Genomic DNA, 18,198 nt, shown 5'->3' on the forward strand with positions numbered 1-18,198 from the left:
GCTTCCGGTGCTCACGTACTTAAGTACGCTCCGCTCCGGTTCTCGGCAGCCACCACTTTCGACTCGGCCTGACCTGACGCTCAACATACCTTAATTCCCCGACCCTTGCGCGTCGTCATAGGCTTTCTTGATGTCCTCCGGCCAGTCCTTGACCGGTGGCCAGGCCTGCGGCTCGCCATTGTCGCCGCGGCGGGCGAAATAGACCTTCTGCTTGCCCGGATCGACCGCCATGAAGCCGTCATTGCCGCCGCAGTCATGCGGCACGCAGCCGGTGGCGTAGAAGGCGCCCGATGCCGTCTTTTCGGTGCCGCCGCCGACCAGCAGGCTGGTCGCCATGTCGGGCATGTCGTCGCCCAGCAGAGCCTGTCCAGCCTTGTAGACGGCCTCGTTGTGGAAGGCGTCGATGATGTTGTCGTATTTCGACGGGTCGACGTCCTTCCAGTCGGTGCCGGGTTCGGGCGTGTAGGTCAGGTTGCCGGAGGTGGTCAGCCCTTCCGTGGGCGACCATTGCAGAGCGCCGGCTTGGAATCGCCCGGCAGCAGATAGGGCACGAAATAGACGGCGCTGTCGGAGATCGCGGCCGGCGGCGCCCCGCATTCGTCCTGCTCGACCGTGGTGGTCTGGATCTCGCCGTCCTTCGGCTTCCAGACGATGACCTTGGCCGGCCCGCACTGGTTGCCGCCGTCGCCGACATCGACCAGCGCCACGTTGACGTCGCCGATCTTGACGATCCTGTCGAAGAAGACGTCGTAATTGCTGGCCAGCTGCTTGCCGTCATAGGACAGCACCTTCTCGCCATCCTGCTCCGGCTGCGTGATGGTGAGCTGGCCGCCCTCGAACGGGATCGGCGCTTGCTTTTCCTCGTCCGAACCGGCCTGGTCGCTGCCCGATCCCTGGTCGGTCACGCCTTGATCGGCCGCCGGCTGGTCGGACGCGGGCGCCGGCTGCGGGGCCGGCGCGGTGGTCTGCGCATTGGCGCCGATTGTGGCGAGAAGAATTGCCGCCGACGCGCAGGCACCGGCTAAAGACAAGCGTGTCATGACTGTCCCTCCATTCCGCCGCCGCGAACCCGGCCGCTTGCGGCCGGATTCATCTATCTCAGTGCTTTCGGGCCCTCAGGCCCAGGGACGCTGCTCGGCGTTCTTCTTCTCGAACGATGCGATGGCGCCGGCCTTCTCCATGGTCAGCCCGATGTCGTCAAGGCCGTTCAAGAGGCAATGGCGCTTGAAGTCGTCGAGGTCGAAGGTGACCACGCCGCCATCCGGCCCGCGGATTTCCTTCGCCTCGAGATCGATCGACAGCGTTGCATTGGAGCCGCGCGAGGCGTCGTCCATCAGCTTGTCCAGGTCTTCCGGGCTGACGGTGATCGGCAGGATGCCGTTCTTGAAGCAATTGTTGTAGAAGATGTCGGCGAACGAGGTCGAGATCACGCAGCGGATACCGAAATCGAGCAGCGCCCAGGGCGCATGCTCGCGACTCGAGCCGCAGCCGAAATTGTCGCCGGCGACCAGGATCTGCGCCTTGCGGTAGGCCGGCTTGTTGAGCACGAAATCCGGGTTCTCCGAACCGTCCTCGTTGTAGCGCATCTCGGCGAACAGGCCGGTGCCGAGCCCGGTGCGCTTGATCGTCTTGAGATAATCCTTCGGAATGATCATGTCGGTGTCGACATTGACGATCGGCATGGGCGCGGCGACGCCGGTGAGCTTGGTGAATTTATCCATGGTCCTTGCCCGTCTTCTTGGCTTGCGGGGAACTTTGCGGGACGGTTTACACAAAGCCGGCGGCAAATGAAAGGCGACTGTCCGTGCATTGCCCTTGGGCCAATGGCGGCCATGGCGCACGGACCAGGGGCTGGAGCGCTTCAAAAACGGCTTCGAAATCCTGCCCGGCTGGTGCAGTCTGCGGCCATGGCCGATCCTTCCAAAGTTCTCTACGCCAGCGAGCCCGCCCTCGATGTCGCAGAATTCCGCCGCGTGCTGGTCGAATCCGGCCTGGGCAAGGTAAGGCCTGTCGACGACGAGGCCCGGCTGCAAGCCATGCTGGACAATGCCGACCTGGTGCTGACCGCGCGGCTCGACCGGCCGGACAGGCAACTGGTCGGCGTCGCGCGCGGCATGACCGACTTCTCTTGGGTCTGCTACATTTCCGACCTCGCCGTCTCGAAGGCGGCGCAAGGGCTCGGCGTCGGCAAGGGCCTGATGGACGAGGTCAAGCGCCAGCTCGGCCCTTCGGTCGCCGTCAGCCTGATCTCGATGCCCGACGCCGTCGGCTTCTACGAGCGCATCGGCATGACGCGCATGACGGACGCTTTCTGGTTCTCCCGCAAAAGCTGACCTGAACCGCCACCGATATCGGAGCCGACTCCTGCCTGGAACCGGCGAGCCAGATCGACCCCACTCCGTCGAGCTTCGCTCGACACCTCTCCCCCGATCGACGGGGGAGAGGAACCGAGCGAGTTCGCCGACCCTGGCTCCCTTCCTCGCCCTCCGGAGGGGGGAGAGGTGGCGCTGCGAAGCAGCGACGGAGCGGGGGACGGCGCTGCTCAAAAGCGAAGCCACCTCAAGACAGGCACAATCCGGCAAGCAAGAAACCTTAGGCAAGCAGTCATCAGGCAGCAGAATATTTTTGCCATCGCTTGACATGCAACCAAATGGTTGCATATTAAAGCCATGAGCATGGATGCCGTCTTTCGCGCCTTGGCCGACCCGACCCGCCGGCAATTGCTGGACAGTCTCCATGCCCGGAACGGACAGACGCTGAGCGCGCTCTGCGAGCACATGGAGATGACGCGTCAGGCGGTGACCAAGCACCTGGCGATCCTCGAGGAAGCGAATCTCGTCACCACCATGCGCCGCGGCCGCGAGAAGGAGCACTACCTCAACCCCGTTCCGATCAACGAGATCGCCGAGCGCTGGATCGGCAAGTTCGAGCGAGGGCGGCTTGCTGCCCTCAGCCACCTGAAGCAACGCCTTGAAAGGGAAGAGCCGTGAGCGAGAACAGCTTTGTTTATGTCACCTATATCCGCACGACGCCTGAAAAACTTTGGCAGGCGCTGACCGATCCGGAATTCAACCGGAAGTTCTTCCTCTGCTCCTATCAGGAGAGCGACTGGAAGGTCGGCGCGAGCTGGAAACTGGTCTTCCCCGACGGGCGCGTCGCCGACTCGGGCGAGATCCTCGAGGTTGACCCGCCAAAACGCCTGGTCATCAAATGGCGCAACGAATGGATGCCCGAGGTCAAGGAGGACGGCTATACGCGCTGCACCTTCACCATAGAGCCCGATGGCGAGCTGATGAAGCTCACCGTCATCCACGAGGCCGACGGCCCGCACAGGCTGATCCCGAACGTCGCCAAGGGCTGGCCGCTGGTTCTGGCGAGCCTCAAGAGCCTGCTCGAAACCGGCAAGGGTTTCGAGCGCCCGCCGTCAAAGGGATGAGCGTTCGTTTCGGATACGAGACAATCCTTTGTGGAGTTGAATCTGATGCTTCACTTGTCGTTACCGCAAGCCATGGCGAATGCAGACACGGTCATGGCCTCGGCCGAGCTCCCCGCCTCGCCGGACGAGGTTATCGCGGCGCTGGTCACCATTGAAGTCGAGCGCTGGTGGGGTTCGCCCGAAACCTATCGCATGACCGACTGGTCCGCCGATCTGCGCGTCGGCGGCGGCTGGAACGTCACGGTACAGGTCGCCGACGGCGGACACCTCCCCGCCGGCGGAAAATTCCTCGAAATCGCGATGCCGCGCCGCATCGTGCAGACGCGGCGCTACGATTGGGACCATCCGACGCTGGGATATCACGAAACGACGGTGGCTTATCTGCTTGAGCCGATCGGCGGTGGCACGCGGCTCACCGTCTGCCATGGCGGCTTCGCGGGTTTCCCGGATGCGGCGGCCGAACATGCCGAGGGCTGGGCGCGGGTGCTTGGCTGGCTGCAGGGCTATTTCGATACCCTGCCAGATGCCTGAACATCTCCCTTGACCTGGCAGTGGGCCTGTCCAGATTTTGGACATGGAGAACAGCCATTGTCTCGTAGGAACCGCTGGATGGAGCATACCGAAAGCGCATAGGCCTTCGTTCTCGGCGGCGGGCTCGCAGCTTGAACGCTATGCGGCATGGTTTCCGGTCGTGGAGATCAATTCCTCGTTCCACAAGCCGCATCGGCGGGAAACCTATGAGCGCTGGGCACGCTCAGTTCCGGATCATTTTCGCTTTTCCGCAAAAATCCCCAAAGCCGTGACGCATGAGCGCCGCCTGGAAGATTGCGATGATCTTCTGGACGCGTTTTTGGGTCAGGCCGCAGGACTCGATTCCAAGCTTTCGGTGCTCTTGGTTCAACTGCCGCCCAGCCTGCGGTTCGAACCCAAAACCGCCGAAAAGTTCTTCGCCGTGCTGCGTGCAAAGACCGACCGGCGCCTTGTTTGCGAGCCGCGTCACGCCAGCTGGTTCGAACCGGAAGCCGACGCTCTTTTGAGCCGCCTTCGGGTCGGTCGCGTTGCGGCCGACCCCGCTCCCGTGCCTGCTGCTGATATGCCTGGCGGCTGGCGCGATCTCGCCTACTTCCGTTTCCATGGCGCGCCGCAGGTCTACTATTCGGACTACGAGGCTGCTCAGCTGCTGGATATCAGCGGGCGGCTTGCCGAAGCCAGCGCATCGGCCGCCGAGGTCTGGTGCATCTTCGACAACACGGCACGAGGCCATGCGCTCGGCAATGCACTTTCGGTCGACGCGGCCGTTCGTCAGATGACGTTCAGCTCCCGGAACGCCCTTCCCTCGGCCACTCTCTCATAGTCGAACGCCGTGCAGTCCACCGTCCGGTAGCCGCCACGCACGATGAGCTCGGCGAGCGACTTCCCCACTGCCGGCGCCTGCTGCAGGCCGTGGCCGGAGAAACCGTTGGCGAAGAGGAAGTTCTCGACCTCCGGATGCGGCCCTATCACCGCGTTCTGGTCGAGCGTGTTGTAGTCGTAATGCCCGACCCAGGCGCGCGTCGGCTTGATCGCCTCGAAGGCCGGGATGCGGGCGGCTAAGGTCGGCCAGATCACCTCTTCGAACAGCGGCCAGTTGACGTCGAAGTCCTTCGGATCGGGAGCGACATCGCCCTCCTCCGGCTCAGCGCCGCCGGTGAGGTAGACGGAGCCTTCCGGCCGCACATAGATGCCGCTTGGATCGACCAGCAGCGGCATGTCGGCATATTTCTCGCGCGCCTCGAAGACGAAAACGTTGCGCTTGCGCGGTTCCACCGGCAGCGCCAGCCCGGCAAAACCCGCCACCTTGCCGGCGTTCGGCCCGGCGGCGTTGACGACGATGCCGGCCTCCAGCGTCTCGCCATTGTCGAGGCTGACGCCGGTCACACGATTGCCCTCGCGCGAAATGCCGGTGGCGGAAGCCGCGATGAAATCGATCTTCTTGTCGCGCAAAGCCTTGCGGAACAGCGCCAGCAGCGCATGTGCGTCGAACCAGCCCTCGCCGCTGCGGCCAAAGGCGCCGGCGGTGATGCCTTCGACCGACAGCCACGGGAAGCGGCGCGCCAGCTGCCCGGGGTCCTCGAGCAGGATATCGGCGCCCTCGGCGACCTGCGTCTCGTGATTGGCCTTGAGGATAGGCAGGCCGGCCTCGCCGGCGAGGATGAGGTAGCCGCCTTCGCGAAAGCCGATATCGGCATCGGCGCCGAAGGTTTCCTTCAGCCGCCGGAACAGTTTCAGCGTGAACTGCGACAGGCGGATGTTTTCCGGGATGGAAAATTGCTGGCGGATCGAGGCGAGCGACAAGGTCGTCGCCGCATGGGAGAATTGCGGATCGCGCTCGATCAGCGCGATCGAGCCGGTAAAGCCCTCCTCGCGCAGGTAATAGGCGACCGAGGACCCGACGATGGCTCCGCCGATGATGACGATGTCGTAGCGCATTTTTTCTCCGACCTGGAGCAATTCCAGGAAAAGTGTGTGGCGGTTACGCTCGACAACTTCGTCTTAGCGGCCCGTCCGGAATTGCGTAGAAACAATCCTCTGGACGGTCGCGTCTTCACGCAACCGGCAGGTCGATCTCGAAGCGCGTGCCGCGCTCGGAGTCAACCAGCCTGATCGTGCCATCATGCGCTTTCAGGAGGGCCAGCACGATGCCGAGCCCCATGCCGGTGCCACCGGACTCGCGCCGCGTGGTGAAGAACGGCTCGAAGATCCTGGCGCGGTTGGCGGCCGAGATGCCGTCGCCGTCGTCGCCGATCTGGACCGACGCGCGCGCGCCATCGGCTGAGGCATGGATCGCCGCCTGTCGGGCGCCGTGCCTCGCCGAGTTGTCGATGAGGTTGGCGAGCACGATGCCGAGATTCTCGGCCGAGATGCCAAGCCTGATGTCGCCGCCGCCTTCAAGCCGCGCTTCCAGCCTGGTGTCGATCGGCAATGATGCCAGGGCCGCATGAAGCGTCGTGCTGTCGCCGCTCGGTTCCAGGTTCTCGACGCGCGCCAGGTCGAGCAGCCGGCGCACCAGGAGATTGAGCCGCCCGGCATCGGTGACGATGTTGTTGGAGAAGCGCCGCCGCTCGGCCTCGTCCATCGCGCCGCCGGAATCCCTGAGCAGCTCCGCCGCGCCCTGGATCGCCGTCAGCGGCGATTTCAATTCATGCGAGACGTGGGTGGCGAAGGTCTGGATGCTGTCGGAGCGCGCCTGCAGCTTTTGCGCCATGTCGAGGAAGGCGGTCGACAGCGCCGCCATCTCGCGCGTGCCGTGATGGTCGAGCGGCCGGATTGCATCGCGGTCGCCGGCGGCGATGCGCTTCGTCCGGTCGATCAGCGCGTAGATCGGCCGGCTGACTGTGCGGATGAACACCAGCGCGATCAAAAGTGTGCCGCCGAGGATGGCGATGGCCGCCAACGTCACCTTGCCGCGCTCGCCATAGAGGTGCTTGACGATGTTGTTCGGCGTTCGCGACAGGTACACGACGCCGGCGACCCGGCCGTCGAGCTCGACCGGCATGGCGACGAAGACGCGCACCTTGGTGCCGCGGCTGACCGAATAGAGCGGCGGGGTCGGCTGGTCGGGGATGCGCAGCCTGAGCTCGCTGGCATAGGTGCCGGAAAGCGCGGCCCGCACCTCTTCGATCTCGCCGAGCGACCGGCCGACCTCGTCGCCACCGGCAATCACCACACCGCGTGGATCGAGCAGCCGGAAGCCGGCGAGCGTCGTTTTCTGCGTCTGGTCGAGAATGCCGTCGAGCCGCGCGCCTATTGCCGCGAAGACGGGATCGGGCGTGGCGGGAAGCGCCGCCGGCCGCGACGGCATGACATCGTCCGAGGCAAGGTCGAGGCGCGGCTCGATCGGATCATAGGGATAGTTGTTGTCCCTTGCCGGATCGGCCGAGACCGGCGCCCCCAGTCTTTCCGGGGCGATGCCGGCCGCGCGCACCTCGCTGGCATAGACGGCGGCGACGACCGCCCCTTGCGCGATCAGCTCGCCCTCGGTCTGGCGGATCAGCTGGTTCTCATAGAGCCGGAAGAAGAACAGCCCGACCAGCGGCAGCGCCATGACCAGGATCAGGATGACGACGACGACGGTGGCGAGCCGCGGCCGCCACCTTTCCTTGCTCAACCACCGCATCGGCCGAGCCGGAAGCCGACGCCATGCACCGTCGCGATCGCATCGATACAGCCGACCGCGGCCAGCTTGGCCCGCACGTTGCGGATGTGGCTGTCGACCGTGCGTTCCGAGACATGGATGTTGGAGGCATAGGCATTGGCCATCACCGCGTCGCGGCCAAGCACGTGCTGCGGCCGGGCGAGGAAGCCTTTCAGGATCGCGAACTCGATCGCCGTCAAGGTGAGCGGCTTGCCGCCGAAGCTTGCTTCATGGCTTGCCGGGACGAGCATGAGCTTGCCATGCGTGAATTCACGATCGTCCGCCTCTTCCTCCACGGCGGCCGGCCGCGCGCGCCGCAGGATGACGTTGACGCGGGCGACCAGCTCGCGCGGGCTGAACGGCTTGGTCACATAGTCGTCGCCGCCCATCTCCAGACCCAGAACGCGGTCGATCTCTTCATCCCGCGCGGACAGGAACAGCACCGGCACGTCGGATTTTTGCCTGAGCCGCCGGCAGACCTCGAGCCCGTCCATCTCCGGCATGCCGATGTCGAGCACGATGAGGTCGGGCGCGCTGCGCTCGACCGCCTGCAGTGCTGCGGCGCCGTCGGCGACGGCGGCCGTCTTCATGCCGGCCTTTTCCAGCGCGAAGCAGATGATCTCGCGGATATGCGGGTCGTCGTCGGCGACGAGGATATTGTGCGGCATGAAATCAGCGGCCCGGTGCGTAGGGTTCGGTGACGGCAGGATTAGCAAGCGCGCCGTGCTTGTCGAGTGTGCGCAGCAGCCGCCAGTCGCGAAAACCCCAGGCGTGCCAGTTTTTCTGCTCCGTGCGATAGCGGAATTCGGCTATCGCGTCGGGCCCGTCGCCGACCGCGCGATCGGGGAATGTTTTCTTCTGATGCTCGAAATAGCGCCCGAGCGCCGGCAAAGCGCTCGGCCCGAGCGAGCGTATATGCCAGATGTCGAGGGGAACGCCCTTTCCGGTCATTTCAAGCGAGTGGTCGACATTGTAGTTGGCGATCGTTGCGGCGAAGTTGACGAAGCAGCAGGCATAAAGCGTCGCCGATAGTGTCGCAAGATTGGCGGAGAGCAGCCATTCGCCGGATTTTTGAAGCGCGATGCGGGCGACGATGAGGGCCAGCCCCGCCGCCACCAGTCCCATCCAGATGAAGGCGGCGATGCGCAGATAGGTGAGCGCATAGACATCGATATAGAGATCGAGCCGAAGCATCGAGGAGATCACCAGCGCGATGTTCTGCGTCACCCAGAGATAGACCAGCCCGCGGATCAGCGGATCCCGGGACGTCTCGCTGCCCGAGCGCAGCGCCGCCAGCACGAAGCCGGCGGCCAGCAGCGCGGTGGCGACCAGCGGATAGGCGCCACGATGCGCATAGGCGGCATAGGTCATCCCGTCGGGCAGGGCGACTCCGCCCCAGAGATAGGTGGCGTCGAGCGCGCTCTGCACCGCGAACAAGCCATTGAAGACAATCAGCGCGCGAAGAATGGCCGCCTTGCCGAAGAGGATATCCTCGGCCTTCGCCGGTCTCGCTATGGGCGCGGCAGGCAAAGCGCGCCTGACACGGAAGGCGAAGCGCGGCAGGCGCGGCCTCAGGAACGCCCAGACGCCGGCAAGCACGATCAGCCAGAAGATAAGCCGCGCGATCTCGATTTTTTCGAGGAGCGCGTGGAGGTCGATCAGCGACAGCCAGTGCTCGATGATCGGATTGGCGGCGCCGAACAGCGCCAGGAAAACGACGCCCAGCGTCAAGGGCACGATCCAGACGACAATGGCCGTAAGCTGAAGCCGCCGCTGGCCGAGTTCCCGCGCCGCCTTGCGCCAGCGGAAGAAGTCGCGGGCGAAGCGGAAGGGCGTTGCGACCAGGAACAGGCTGAGCTGGCGGGCTATTCGGGCAGGTTCGCCACGCAGCCGCCCGGCCAACGACAGCGCGAAGACCGCAAGTGCCGCGACAGCGACCAGCAGCGAAAGCGGGCTGACATTTTCGACCAGCGGCAGCAGCGCGACGAACAGCGCGGCCGGCTTCAGCCAGACCCGGCCGTCGCTGAGCGCCGACGGATGCATGGCGACGACCGTGGCGGCGAGCACGGTCGCGAAGATGAAGACGGTGATCCCGACCGGCTGGCCGTAGAAAAGAAAATCGGCCAGCGCCACCAGCAGCGCGGCGGCGCCGACGCGGCGGCAGTAGCTCGGGACAGGCGATGTCTTGCTCGCCGGCGCCGTCATGGTCATCGTCGTCATCGCCGCGCCTTCGTGGCTGTGTTACCGCCGGCGCATGCCGGCCGGGCCCTGAACGGAAGCACCGACCCCGTGACGCGCCGCCTTTGCGGCTCGACCAGCCACCAACCTTCGTCGCGGAGCCGGCGCGGCAGCGACCAGCGGGATGTGTGAGGCGTTCGCATGCCGGCTTTATCGCCGACGGGCACGGTGAACGCGCGGCGGAATCCCGGAGCTTTTCAGCAAGGGTTTGCAGTTTTCGTGCAAGACAGCCCGGCGCCGGCGCCCGAGACGCTCGAGTACGGCAATCGCATATGGCGGTGCCAGCCCCTGGGATGTCGTCAAAGGCGATAGAGAGGGTTCTTGCGCGTGAAACGGCGACGTATCCTTCGTCATTCCAGGGCGGAGCAAGGAGCGAAGCGACGCGGCGCAGATCCTGGAATGACGAAGGACAGGTAGGTAGGACAGCGTGCGCCTCCGCCCTGCCGGGCATCTCACCCTTGCGGCCCCTCAAGGAGAAGATTGCTCCCCGCCTTGCCTCATCCGCCATCACCCTGCATAGATCGGCCATGGCTCAGGAACCCTACCGCCCGCGCCGCTCGGTGCTTTACATTCCCGCCTCGAACGACAAGGCGCTCGCCAAAATCGGCGCCTTGGCCTGCGACGCCGTCATCATCGATCTCGAGGACGCCGTCCTGCCCGCCGACAAGAAAGCCGCGCGCGACAAGATTGCCGGCATCCTTGGCCGGCGCGAAAAACGCTGCGAAATGGTGGTGCGCGTCAACCCGCTCGCCAGCGAATGGGGCGCCGACGATCTGTTGGCCATGGCCAAGGCCGAGCCCGACGGCATTCTCCTGCCCAAGATCGGCACGCCGCGCGACATCCTCGAGGCGGGTGACCTGCTCGACGACAATTTCGCGCCGGACGGCGTGAAACTGTGGGCGATGGTCGAGACGCCCAAAGCGCTGCTCAACATCGGCGCCATCGCCGAGCTTGGCCGCGATCCAGCGTCGCGCCTCGCTTGTTTCGTCGCCGGAACGAATGACCTGGTGAAGGCGACCGGCATCCTGGCGACGCCCGACCGGCGCTATCTGATGCCCTGGCTGATGCAACTGGTGCTCGCCGCGCGGGCCGGCGGCCTCGACGTGATCGACGGCGTCGCCAATGATTTTCGCGACCTCGACGCCCTGGCGCGCGAATGCGCCGACGGCGCGGCCATGGGTTTCGACGGCAAGTCGCTGATCCATCCCGCCCAGATCGAGCCGGCGAACCGCGCCTTCACGCCGTCGCCCGAGGCGCTGGCCAGGGCCCGTGCGATCAGGGATGCGTTCGCGCGGCCCGAAAATACCGGCAGGGGCGTGATCGCGATGGACGGCCGCATGGTCGAGCGGCTGCATCTGGCGGAAGCCGAGAAACTTCTGGCGAAGGCGATAATCATCGGCGCATGATGCGCCGATATTCAAGACAGGCTCGAAAAATGAAACTCTACCGCTTTCTGTCCGGCCCGGACGATTCAACCTTCTGCCACAAGGTGACGGCGGCCCTGAACAAGGGCTGGCACCTGTTCGGCTCGCCGACCTACGCCTATGACAAGAAGACCAAGTCGATGCGCTGCGGCCAGGCCGTGGTGAAGGATGTCGAAGGTCAGGACTACGGCCCGGACACCAAGCTGAGCGACTGGTAGAAAGGACGCAACCCCCACTTCGTCATTCTAGGGCGGAGCAGGAGCGAAGCTCCGTCGCGCAGACCCTAGAGGCGCAGCGGATCAGAATATAGGGGACGTTTGCGGGTGTCGGGCGGCAAGCGTTCCGTTCTGCACCGCGGGTTTGGTGTTGATGGAACGGCATGGATCCTAGGGTCTGCGCGCGTCGCTTCGCTTCTTGCTTCGCCCTAGGATGACGAAGTGCGCGCTCAGCCCGCCGCCGCCTGCTCGGCCGCTTCCTCGATGCGCTCCATGTCGTCGTCCGACAGGCCGAAATGGTGGCCGATCTCGTGGATCAGCACGTGGGTGACGATGTCGCCCATCGTCTCTTCGTTCTCGGCCCAGTAGTCGAGTATGGCGCGGCGGTAGAGCGTGATGCGGTTCGGCCCCTCGCCGGTCTGCGGGTTCCAGCGCTCGGCGATGCCACGTCCTTCGAACAGGCCGAGCAGGTCGAAAGGCGTCTCCAGCGACAGGTCGTCCATGATCTCGTCGGTCGGGAAATCGGCGATCTGGATAATGATCTCGCCGGTGAGCTTGCGGAATTCGTCCGGCAGATGGGCATAGGTCTCCAGCGCCAGAAGCTCCATCTCGTCCATCGACGGGGAGAGCTGGTCGTGCCAGGTGCGTGTCTTATAGATGCGGGCCATGAAATTTCCTTTGATCCCGGCATATAGGCTTTCGCGCGGGTCGAGGCAAATGAGCCGGCTGGGCGTTCGCTTTCAGGGTAAAGGCTCGAAGGAATAAATTCCTTGTGACTCTGCTTGACTCTTCCGGACGCCTCTGGAATCTATAGGAACATAACAGGAACAATTGCTGCTGGAAGTGAACGTCATGGCGATGAGCGCCGTGGCGCGGGACACTGTTTTTGCCCTGCGCCGCCAGATCGCGAAGATCGAGGGAACGCTGCCCGAGCGCCTGCAGGCGCCGACGGCTGGCGCGCCTGGGGCGATTCCAGGAGAAGTGCGAAGCGGTCTTCCGTCCGCAATTGCGGAAAAGCTGAACCGCTCTGGCGATGCCACCGGACCGGATATGACGCGGGACAGGACGATCGTCCGGCGTGGGCTCGCCGTGGCTTCGGCGGACGCCTTCCTGCATACCGGCATCGGTCGCCTCGATGCCGCCCTCGGCGGCGGCCTGCCCAAGGCGGCGCTCAGCGAAATCCATGGCCTGGAGACCCGCGATGCCGGCGCCGTTGCCGGCTTCGCGCTGTCGCTCGTAAGCCTGGTCCTCAGAGAGAAGCAGGGCCTGCCGATCCTCTGGGTCGGCACGGCGGAAATTTTCCACGAGGCCGGCTTTCCCTATGCCAGGGGCCTTCACGCCCTGTTCGGCATCGAGCCGGAGCAATTGCTGTTTTCCGAGGCGCCAAAACTGCTCGATGCGCTGTGGATCGCCGAGGAGGCCGCCCGCATGACGGCCTTTGCCGCGGTCATCCTCGAGATCCGCGGAAGTCCGCGGCGGCTCGACCTCACCGCCACGCGCCGGCTGCACGCCCGCGCCCAGAATGCCGGCCGGCCGCTGCTTTTGCTGCGCCAGGCCGGCGAGGCCGACCCCACTGCCGCCCCGGTGCGCCTCATCGTCTCGGCGGCGGCGGCGGCAAGCCGCGAAACCGTCGCCGGGCCGCTCGCCGGCTCGATCGGCCGCCCCGCCTTCAAACTCGATATCGGCAAGAGCCGCACGGCCCTGCCCGGACAATTCACACTGGAGTGGAACCCAAATGAGCACGCTTTTGCAGAAAGAACAGAGAATTCTGTCGCTGTGGTTCCCGCATCTGGCCGCGGAGCGGATCCTGCGCCAGCGCCTGGGGCGGTCCTGGCGTTCCCGGCCCCCGCATCACCTGCCGTCACCTCACCCGCCGCTTGTGATCAGCCATCGCGACAACAACACCCAGCGCATCGCGGCCCTCGACGAGCGGGCTGAGGCGCTCAGATTGAAGCGCGGCATGGGCATCGCCGATGCGCGCGCCATGCATCCCTCGATCGATGTGGTCGAGGCCGACACGGAAGCCGACCGCCGGCTGCTCGAAGGCCTTGCCGACTGGTGCGACCGCTACACGCCGTTGGTGGCGATCGACGGCGAGGACGGGCTGTTCCTCGACGTCACCGGCTGCACGCATCTGTTCGGCGGCGAGCGCGCCATGCAGGACGAGATCCTCACCCGCTTCTTCCAGCAGGGTTTCGATGTCCGCGCCGGGCTGGCTTCGACGCCGGGCGCCGCCTGGGCGGCGGCGCGCTTCCATGGCGACCGCATCATCGCCGGCGGCGAGGAGGAGGCGCTGCTTTCGCCGCTGCCATTGTCGGCGCTGCGCATCGCGCCGGAAACCCGCGCCGGCCTGGAAAGCGTGGGCCTGCGCACCGCCGGCGCGGTGATGGCCGCGCCCCGCGCGCCGCTCGCCCGCCGCTTCGGCGCCACCTTGCTTCTGCGCCTCGACCAGGCGCTCGGCCGTCTCGACGAGGCCGTGTCGCCGCGCCTTCCCGTCGCGCCGCTCTCGGTCGAGCGCCACCTTGCCGAGCCGGTCGTGCTCACCGACGACATCGAGCGGCTGGTGAGCCGGCTGGCGATCGCCTTGAAGACCGACCTCGAACGCCGCGGCGAGGGCGCGCGCACGCTGGCGCTGCTTCTCTTCCGCGTCGACGGCGCCGTCAGCCGCATCGCCGTCGGCACCTCGCGCCCGATACGCGAGCCGCGGCTGATCCAAAGACTGTTCCATGAGCGGCTCACCGCGCTGGAGCAGACCATCGACGCCGGCTTCGGCTTCGACCTCGTGCGGTTGTCCGTGCTGTCGGTCGCGGCCTTCGACTTGGCTCAGGGCGACCTCACCGGCGAGACGAACGACGATGACGCCGACATCGCGCTCTTCGCCGACCGCGTCCGCGCCCGTCTCGGCGAGGCCGCCGTGCTGAAGCCGCTGGCCGTCGAAAGCCATCTGCCGGAACGCGCCGTCAAAACCGTGCCTTTCGCCGAAGCGCCGCAAAGACGCGCCCCGGCGGCCGGCCGGGCGGCACCCCCCCGAACGGCGCCGCCGATGACCGTCTATCCGCCGGAGCGGCCGGTTCGCCTGTTCCGCTCGCCCGAGCCGATCGAGGTGCCGGCGACCGAGATCCCGGAAGGTCCGCCGATGAATTTCCGCTGGCGGCGCGCGCTCTACCGCGTCGCCCGCGCCGAAGGGCCGGAGCGCATCGCCGCCGAATGGTGGTGGCAGCTGCCCGGCGAGGAGGAGGCGCCGACCCGCGATTATTACCGCATCGAGGACAGCGAGGGACGCCGCTACTGGCTCTACCGCCAGGGCCTCTACAGCAGCGCCGCGCAGGCCGCGCCGCCGCGCTGGTTCATGCATGGGGTGTTCGCATGAACGCGCTGACCGTCATTCCCTATGCCGAATTCGGCATCCGGTCGAACTTCTCCTTCCTGCGCGGCGCCTCCAAGCCGGAGGAGCTGGTGGTCACGGCGAAATTCTACGGTTTTGCCTCGATCGGGCTTGCCGACAGGAACACGGTCGCCGGCGTCGTGCGCGCCTGGCAGCAGGCCAGGGTGGAGAAGATGGCCTATCATCCCGGCTGTCGCCTGGTGTTCGGCGACGGCACGCCGGACATCCTCGCCTATCCCCGCGACCGCCAGGGCTGGGGCCATCTCTGCCGCATGCTGACCCAGGCCAATCTGCGCGACGAGAACGAGAAGGGCGCGACGCTGCTCCGATTGAGCGACCTGCTCGAATGGGGCGATCGGATGTCGCTGGCGATCCTGCCCGATCTGTCGGCAAGCGCCGAGGGCAGCTTGTCATTTATTAGCCGGCTTAAGGATCGTTTCGGCGCGGCGCTCCGTCTTGCCGTGGCGCCGGATTATGCCGGTAACGATCGTTTCCGCATCGAGCAGGCGGCGTCGATGACCGAGCACGCCCGCGTCCCGCTGATGGCGACCAACGACGTGCTCTATCACGCCGCCGACCGCCGCCCGCTGCAGGACGTGCTCACCGCGATCCGCCTCAACACCCCGGTCTCCGAGGTCGGGCTTGAGCTGACCGCCAATGCCGAGCGCCACCTGAAGCCGCCGCTGGAGATGGCGCGGCTTTTCCGCCGCCACCCGCAGGCGCTGGCGGAGACGCTGCGCTTCGCCGACGAGCTCACCTTCTCGCTCAGCGACCTCGAATACAATTATCCGGACGAGCCGACCGAATCCGGGCTTGGACCGCAGGCCGAGCTCGAACGCCTGGCGCGGGAAGGGGCGGTCAGGCGCTATCCGGCCGGCGTTCCCGATTATGTGCTGAAACGCATCGACAGCGAACTCGCTTTGATCGAGCGCCTGAACTATGCCCGCTATTTCCTCACCGTCCACGACATCGTCAAATTCGCCCGCAGCCAGGACATCCTCTGCCAGGGCCGCGGCTCGGCCGCCAATTCGATCATCTGCTTCTGCATCGGCATCACCGAGGTCGGCCCCGAACGCATCGACACCTTGTTCGAGCGCTTCATCTCGGAGGAGCGCAACGAGCCGCCCGACATCGACGTCGATTTCGAGCATGAGCGGCGTGAAGAGGTCATTCAGTACATCTATACGAAATACAGCACCAAGCGCACCGCCTTGGCCGCCGCCGTCATCAGCTATCGCGGCCGCTCCGCCTTGCGCGAGGTGGCCAAGGCCATGGGCCTGTCGGAAGATGTCCGCAGCGCGCTGTCCAGCACCATCTGGGGCTGGTCGACCTCCGAGCTTGGCGAAAAAGAAGCCAATGCCGGCGGCCTCGACCGCACCGATCCGCTGTCCAGGCAGGTGCTTGAGCGCGCCAACGAGATCATGGGCTTTCCCCGCCATCTTTCCCAGCATGTCGGCGGCTTCGTCATCACCAGGGACCGTCTCGACGAGGTCGTGCCCATCGTCAAGACGGCGATGGAGGAGCGCAAGATGGTCGAGTGGGACAAGGACGACCTCGACGCGGTGAAGATCCTCAAGGTCGACGTGCTGGCGCTTGGCATGCTGACCTGCCTGAAGCGCGCTCTGACCTTGCTCACGCAGCATTATCCGCAGGCGCGGGACGATTACGGCCGGCCCTACAGCTTGGACTCTATCCCGCCGGAGAACCAGCGCGTCTACGACATGATCTGCCGGGCGGATACGCTGGGCGTCTTCCAGATTGAATCCCGCGCTCAGATGTCGATGCTGCCGCGGCTTAAGCCCCGCGAATTCTATGATCTCGTCATCGAGGTGGCGATCGTGCGGCCCGGTCCGATCCAGGGCGACATGGTGCATCCTTATCTGCGTAGACGACAGGGCAAGGAGAAGGCCGAATACCCCAAGCCTGAGTTGGAAGAGATCCTTGGCAAGACGCTCGGTGTGCCTTTGTTTCAGGAGCAGGCGATGAAGATCGCCATTGTCGCCGGCGGCTTCCGGCCGGGCGAAGCCGACGAACTACGCCGCGCCATGGCGACCTTCAAGCGAACCGGCACGATAGGCAACTATGAGACGCGGATGGTCGAAGGGATGGTCGAGAAAGGCTATCCCAGGGAGTTCGCCGAACGCTGCTTCAAGCAGATCGAAGGTTTTGGCGAATACGGCTTTCCTGAAAGCCACGCCGCCTCCTTCGCGCTGCTGGTCTACGCCTCCTGCTGGTTCAAGACCTTCTTTCCCGACGTATTCTGCGCCGCGATCCTGAATTCCCAGCCGATGGGTTTCTACCAGCCGGCGCAGCTCGTGCGCGATGCGCGCGACCATGGCGTCGAGGTGCGCGAGGTCGACATCAACCATTCCGTCTGGGACTGCACGCTGGAGGCCACCGCCTTCGATCCGTCCCGCATCCTCGAGCGCCACGCCTCGATGCGCGGCATCATCGAGACGGCGCATGCCGTCCGCCTCGGCTTTCGCCAGATCAAGGGCCTGTCCGAGGAGCGCATGGATATCGTCGTTGCCCAGCGCGGCGATGGCTATCGGTCGGTCAGGGATGTCTGGTTGCGCTCGGGCCTCGATGTCGGCGAGATCGAGAGATTGGCACAGGCTGATGCGTTCCGCTCGATCGGCCTCGACCGCCGTGCCGCGCTCTGGGAGGTGCGGTCGCTCGACGGCAGGAGCGCCGCCGAAAAACTGCCGCTGTTCGACCGGCCCGCTCTCGGCTTACGCGAGCTGGAGCCGGAAACGAAACTGCCGAAGATGCCGCTCGGTGAGCATGTCGTGCACGATTACCGCTCGCTCGGCCTGTCGCTGAAGGAGCATCCCGTCGCCTTCCTGCGCGAAAGGCTGGATCGCGCCGGCGTCACCGCCAATGCCCGCCTGCCGTCGGTGCGCGACGGCCGCCGCGTCTCCGTCGCCGGGCTTGTGCTGGTGCGCCAGCGCCCAGGCAAGGGCAATGCGATCTTCCTCACGCTGGAGGACGAAAAATCGATCGCCAACGTCATCATCTGGCCACGCGTCTTCGACCGCTTCCGCTCCATCGTCATGGGCGCGCGCTTCATCCGCGTCACCGGCAAGCTGCAGCATGAATCGGACGTCATCCACATCGTCGCCGACCGGATCGAGGATCTGACCTCCTGGCTGAGCGTGTTGCTGGAGTCCGCCAGCCACCCGGTCATCGAGCATGATCCCGCCGAACGGCCGGTTGGATCAGAGTCCGCCGCAAGCCGCGGCCTGCCGGTCCGCCAGGATATCGCCACGCTGTCGGGCACGGCACGCCAGGTCATGCCGAAGGGGCGGAATTTTCAGTAGCAGCGA

The 18,198-nt window shown here is 65.5% G+C and carries 16 protein-coding genes and 1 pseudogene; 10 read left to right on the plus strand and 7 right to left on the minus strand.

Annotated features, from left to right (window positions below):
- Positions 1–90 precede the first annotated feature (90 nt).
- A pseudogene (locus FJW10_RS27880) lies at positions 91–1,040 on the minus strand (hypothetical protein).
- A gap of 75 nt (positions 1,041–1,115) precedes the next feature.
- Entirely contained in the window at positions 1,116–1,721 is a 606-nt protein-coding gene (leuD, locus tag FJW10_RS27885; protein ID WP_140647189.1) for a 3-isopropylmalate dehydratase small subunit, read from the minus strand.
- 186 nt (positions 1,722–1,907) lie between these two features.
- On the opposite strand from leuD, the gene FJW10_RS27890 reads away from it, so the two are divergent.
- The 5 genes from FJW10_RS27890 (at position 1,908) to FJW10_RS27910 (ending at position 4,790) form a co-directional block, all read left to right on the plus strand.
- A complete protein-coding gene (locus FJW10_RS27890) occupies positions 1,908–2,333 on the plus strand; it encodes a GNAT family N-acetyltransferase (RefSeq protein WP_140836041.1) in 426 nt (141 codons plus the stop codon).
- Positions 2,334–2,669: 336 nt separating this feature from the next.
- Positions 2,670–2,990, plus strand: coding sequence for a metalloregulator ArsR/SmtB family transcription factor (locus tag FJW10_RS27895; RefSeq protein WP_140836042.1), 321 nt, complete (start codon positions 2,670–2,672; stop codon positions 2,988–2,990).
- Positions 2,987–3,436 carry an SRPBCC family protein gene (locus FJW10_RS27900; RefSeq protein ID WP_140902461.1) on the plus strand — a complete coding sequence of 150 codons (450 nt, stop codon included), beginning with the start codon at positions 2,987–2,989 and terminating at the stop codon, positions 3,434–3,436. Before FJW10_RS27895 ends, FJW10_RS27900 begins: the two co-directional genes overlap by 4 nt.
- A 72-nt stretch (positions 3,437–3,508) precedes the next feature.
- Positions 3,509–3,967 carry an SRPBCC domain-containing protein gene (locus tag FJW10_RS27905; protein WP_246674384.1) on the plus strand — a complete coding sequence of 153 codons (459 nt, stop codon included), beginning with the start codon at positions 3,509–3,511 and terminating at the stop codon, positions 3,965–3,967.
- Between the two features lie 43 nt (positions 3,968–4,010).
- On the plus strand, positions 4,011–4,790 hold the full coding sequence (locus FJW10_RS27910; protein ID WP_140902463.1) for a DUF72 domain-containing protein: 780 nt from the start codon (positions 4,011–4,013) through the stop codon (positions 4,788–4,790).
- On the opposite strand, the gene FJW10_RS27915 is transcribed toward FJW10_RS27910, so the two are convergent.
- The 4 genes from FJW10_RS27915 to FJW10_RS27930 form a co-directional block, all read right to left on the minus strand.
- Positions 4,739–5,905 (minus strand): FAD-binding oxidoreductase, encoded by a 1,167-nt coding sequence (locus FJW10_RS27915; RefSeq protein ID WP_140902464.1) that lies wholly within the window; start codon positions 5,903–5,905, stop codon positions 4,739–4,741. The two genes, FJW10_RS27910 and FJW10_RS27915, sit on opposite strands and share 52 nt — an antisense overlap.
- 115 nt (positions 5,906–6,020) lie before the next feature.
- On the minus strand, positions 6,021–7,592 hold the full coding sequence (locus tag FJW10_RS27920; protein ID WP_140902465.1) for a HAMP domain-containing sensor histidine kinase: 1,572 nt from the start codon (positions 7,590–7,592) through the stop codon (positions 6,021–6,023).
- Positions 7,580–8,278: a response regulator transcription factor gene (locus tag FJW10_RS27925; RefSeq protein ID WP_140902466.1), complete on the minus strand. Its 699-nt coding sequence runs from the start codon at positions 8,276–8,278 to the stop codon at positions 7,580–7,582. Before FJW10_RS27925 ends, FJW10_RS27920 begins: the two co-directional genes overlap by 13 nt.
- A gap of 4 nt (positions 8,279–8,282) precedes the next feature.
- Positions 8,283–9,830 (minus strand): DUF4173 domain-containing protein, encoded by a 1,548-nt coding sequence (locus tag FJW10_RS27930; protein ID WP_246674385.1) that lies wholly within the window; start codon positions 9,828–9,830, stop codon positions 8,283–8,285.
- 545 nt (positions 9,831–10,375) lie between these two features.
- Between FJW10_RS27930 and FJW10_RS27935 the strand changes: the two genes are divergently transcribed.
- Together FJW10_RS27935 and FJW10_RS27940 are read left to right on the plus strand one after the other, a co-directional pair.
- Positions 10,376–11,254 carry a CoA ester lyase gene (locus FJW10_RS27935; protein ID WP_140902467.1) on the plus strand — a complete coding sequence of 293 codons (879 nt, stop codon included), beginning with the start codon at positions 10,376–10,378 and terminating at the stop codon, positions 11,252–11,254.
- Positions 11,255–11,283: 29 nt separating this feature from the next.
- Positions 11,284–11,490, plus strand: a complete 207-nt coding sequence (locus tag FJW10_RS27940; protein WP_140647198.1) for a DUF1737 domain-containing protein — start codon at positions 11,284–11,286, stop codon at positions 11,488–11,490.
- 227 nt (positions 11,491–11,717) lie between these two features.
- Here the strand turns inward: FJW10_RS27940 and FJW10_RS27945 are convergent, their stop codons facing one another.
- The gene (locus FJW10_RS27945) at positions 11,718–12,155 is read right to left on the minus strand and encodes a metallopeptidase family protein (RefSeq protein ID WP_140647199.1); all 438 of its coding nucleotides are present in this window, start codon (positions 12,153–12,155) and stop codon (positions 11,718–11,720) included.
- A 184-nt stretch (positions 12,156–12,339) separates the two neighbouring features.
- On the opposite strand from FJW10_RS27945, the gene FJW10_RS30900 reads away from it, so the two are divergent.
- From FJW10_RS30900 to FJW10_RS27960, 3 genes are read left to right on the plus strand one after another with little or no spacing between them, the layout of a single operon-like run.
- Positions 12,340–13,425, plus strand: a complete 1,086-nt coding sequence (locus tag FJW10_RS30900) for a hypothetical protein (protein ID WP_140902489.1) — start codon at positions 12,340–12,342, stop codon at positions 13,423–13,425.
- Positions 13,367–14,857 (plus strand): DUF6504 family protein, encoded by a 1,491-nt coding sequence (locus tag FJW10_RS27955; RefSeq protein WP_140902468.1) that lies wholly within the window; start codon positions 13,367–13,369, stop codon positions 14,855–14,857. The genes FJW10_RS30900 and FJW10_RS27955 overlap by 59 nt, the downstream gene beginning before the upstream one ends.
- Positions 14,854–18,192, plus strand: coding sequence for an error-prone DNA polymerase (locus FJW10_RS27960; protein WP_140902469.1), 3,339 nt, complete (start codon positions 14,854–14,856; stop codon positions 18,190–18,192). Before FJW10_RS27955 ends, FJW10_RS27960 begins: the two co-directional genes overlap by 4 nt.
- Positions 18,193–18,198: the final 6 nt, after the last annotated feature.

Origin of the sequence: Mesorhizobium sp. B4-1-1, from assembly GCF_006439375.1 — a bacterium.
GTDB lineage: Bacteria > Pseudomonadota > Alphaproteobacteria > Rhizobiales > Rhizobiaceae > Mesorhizobium.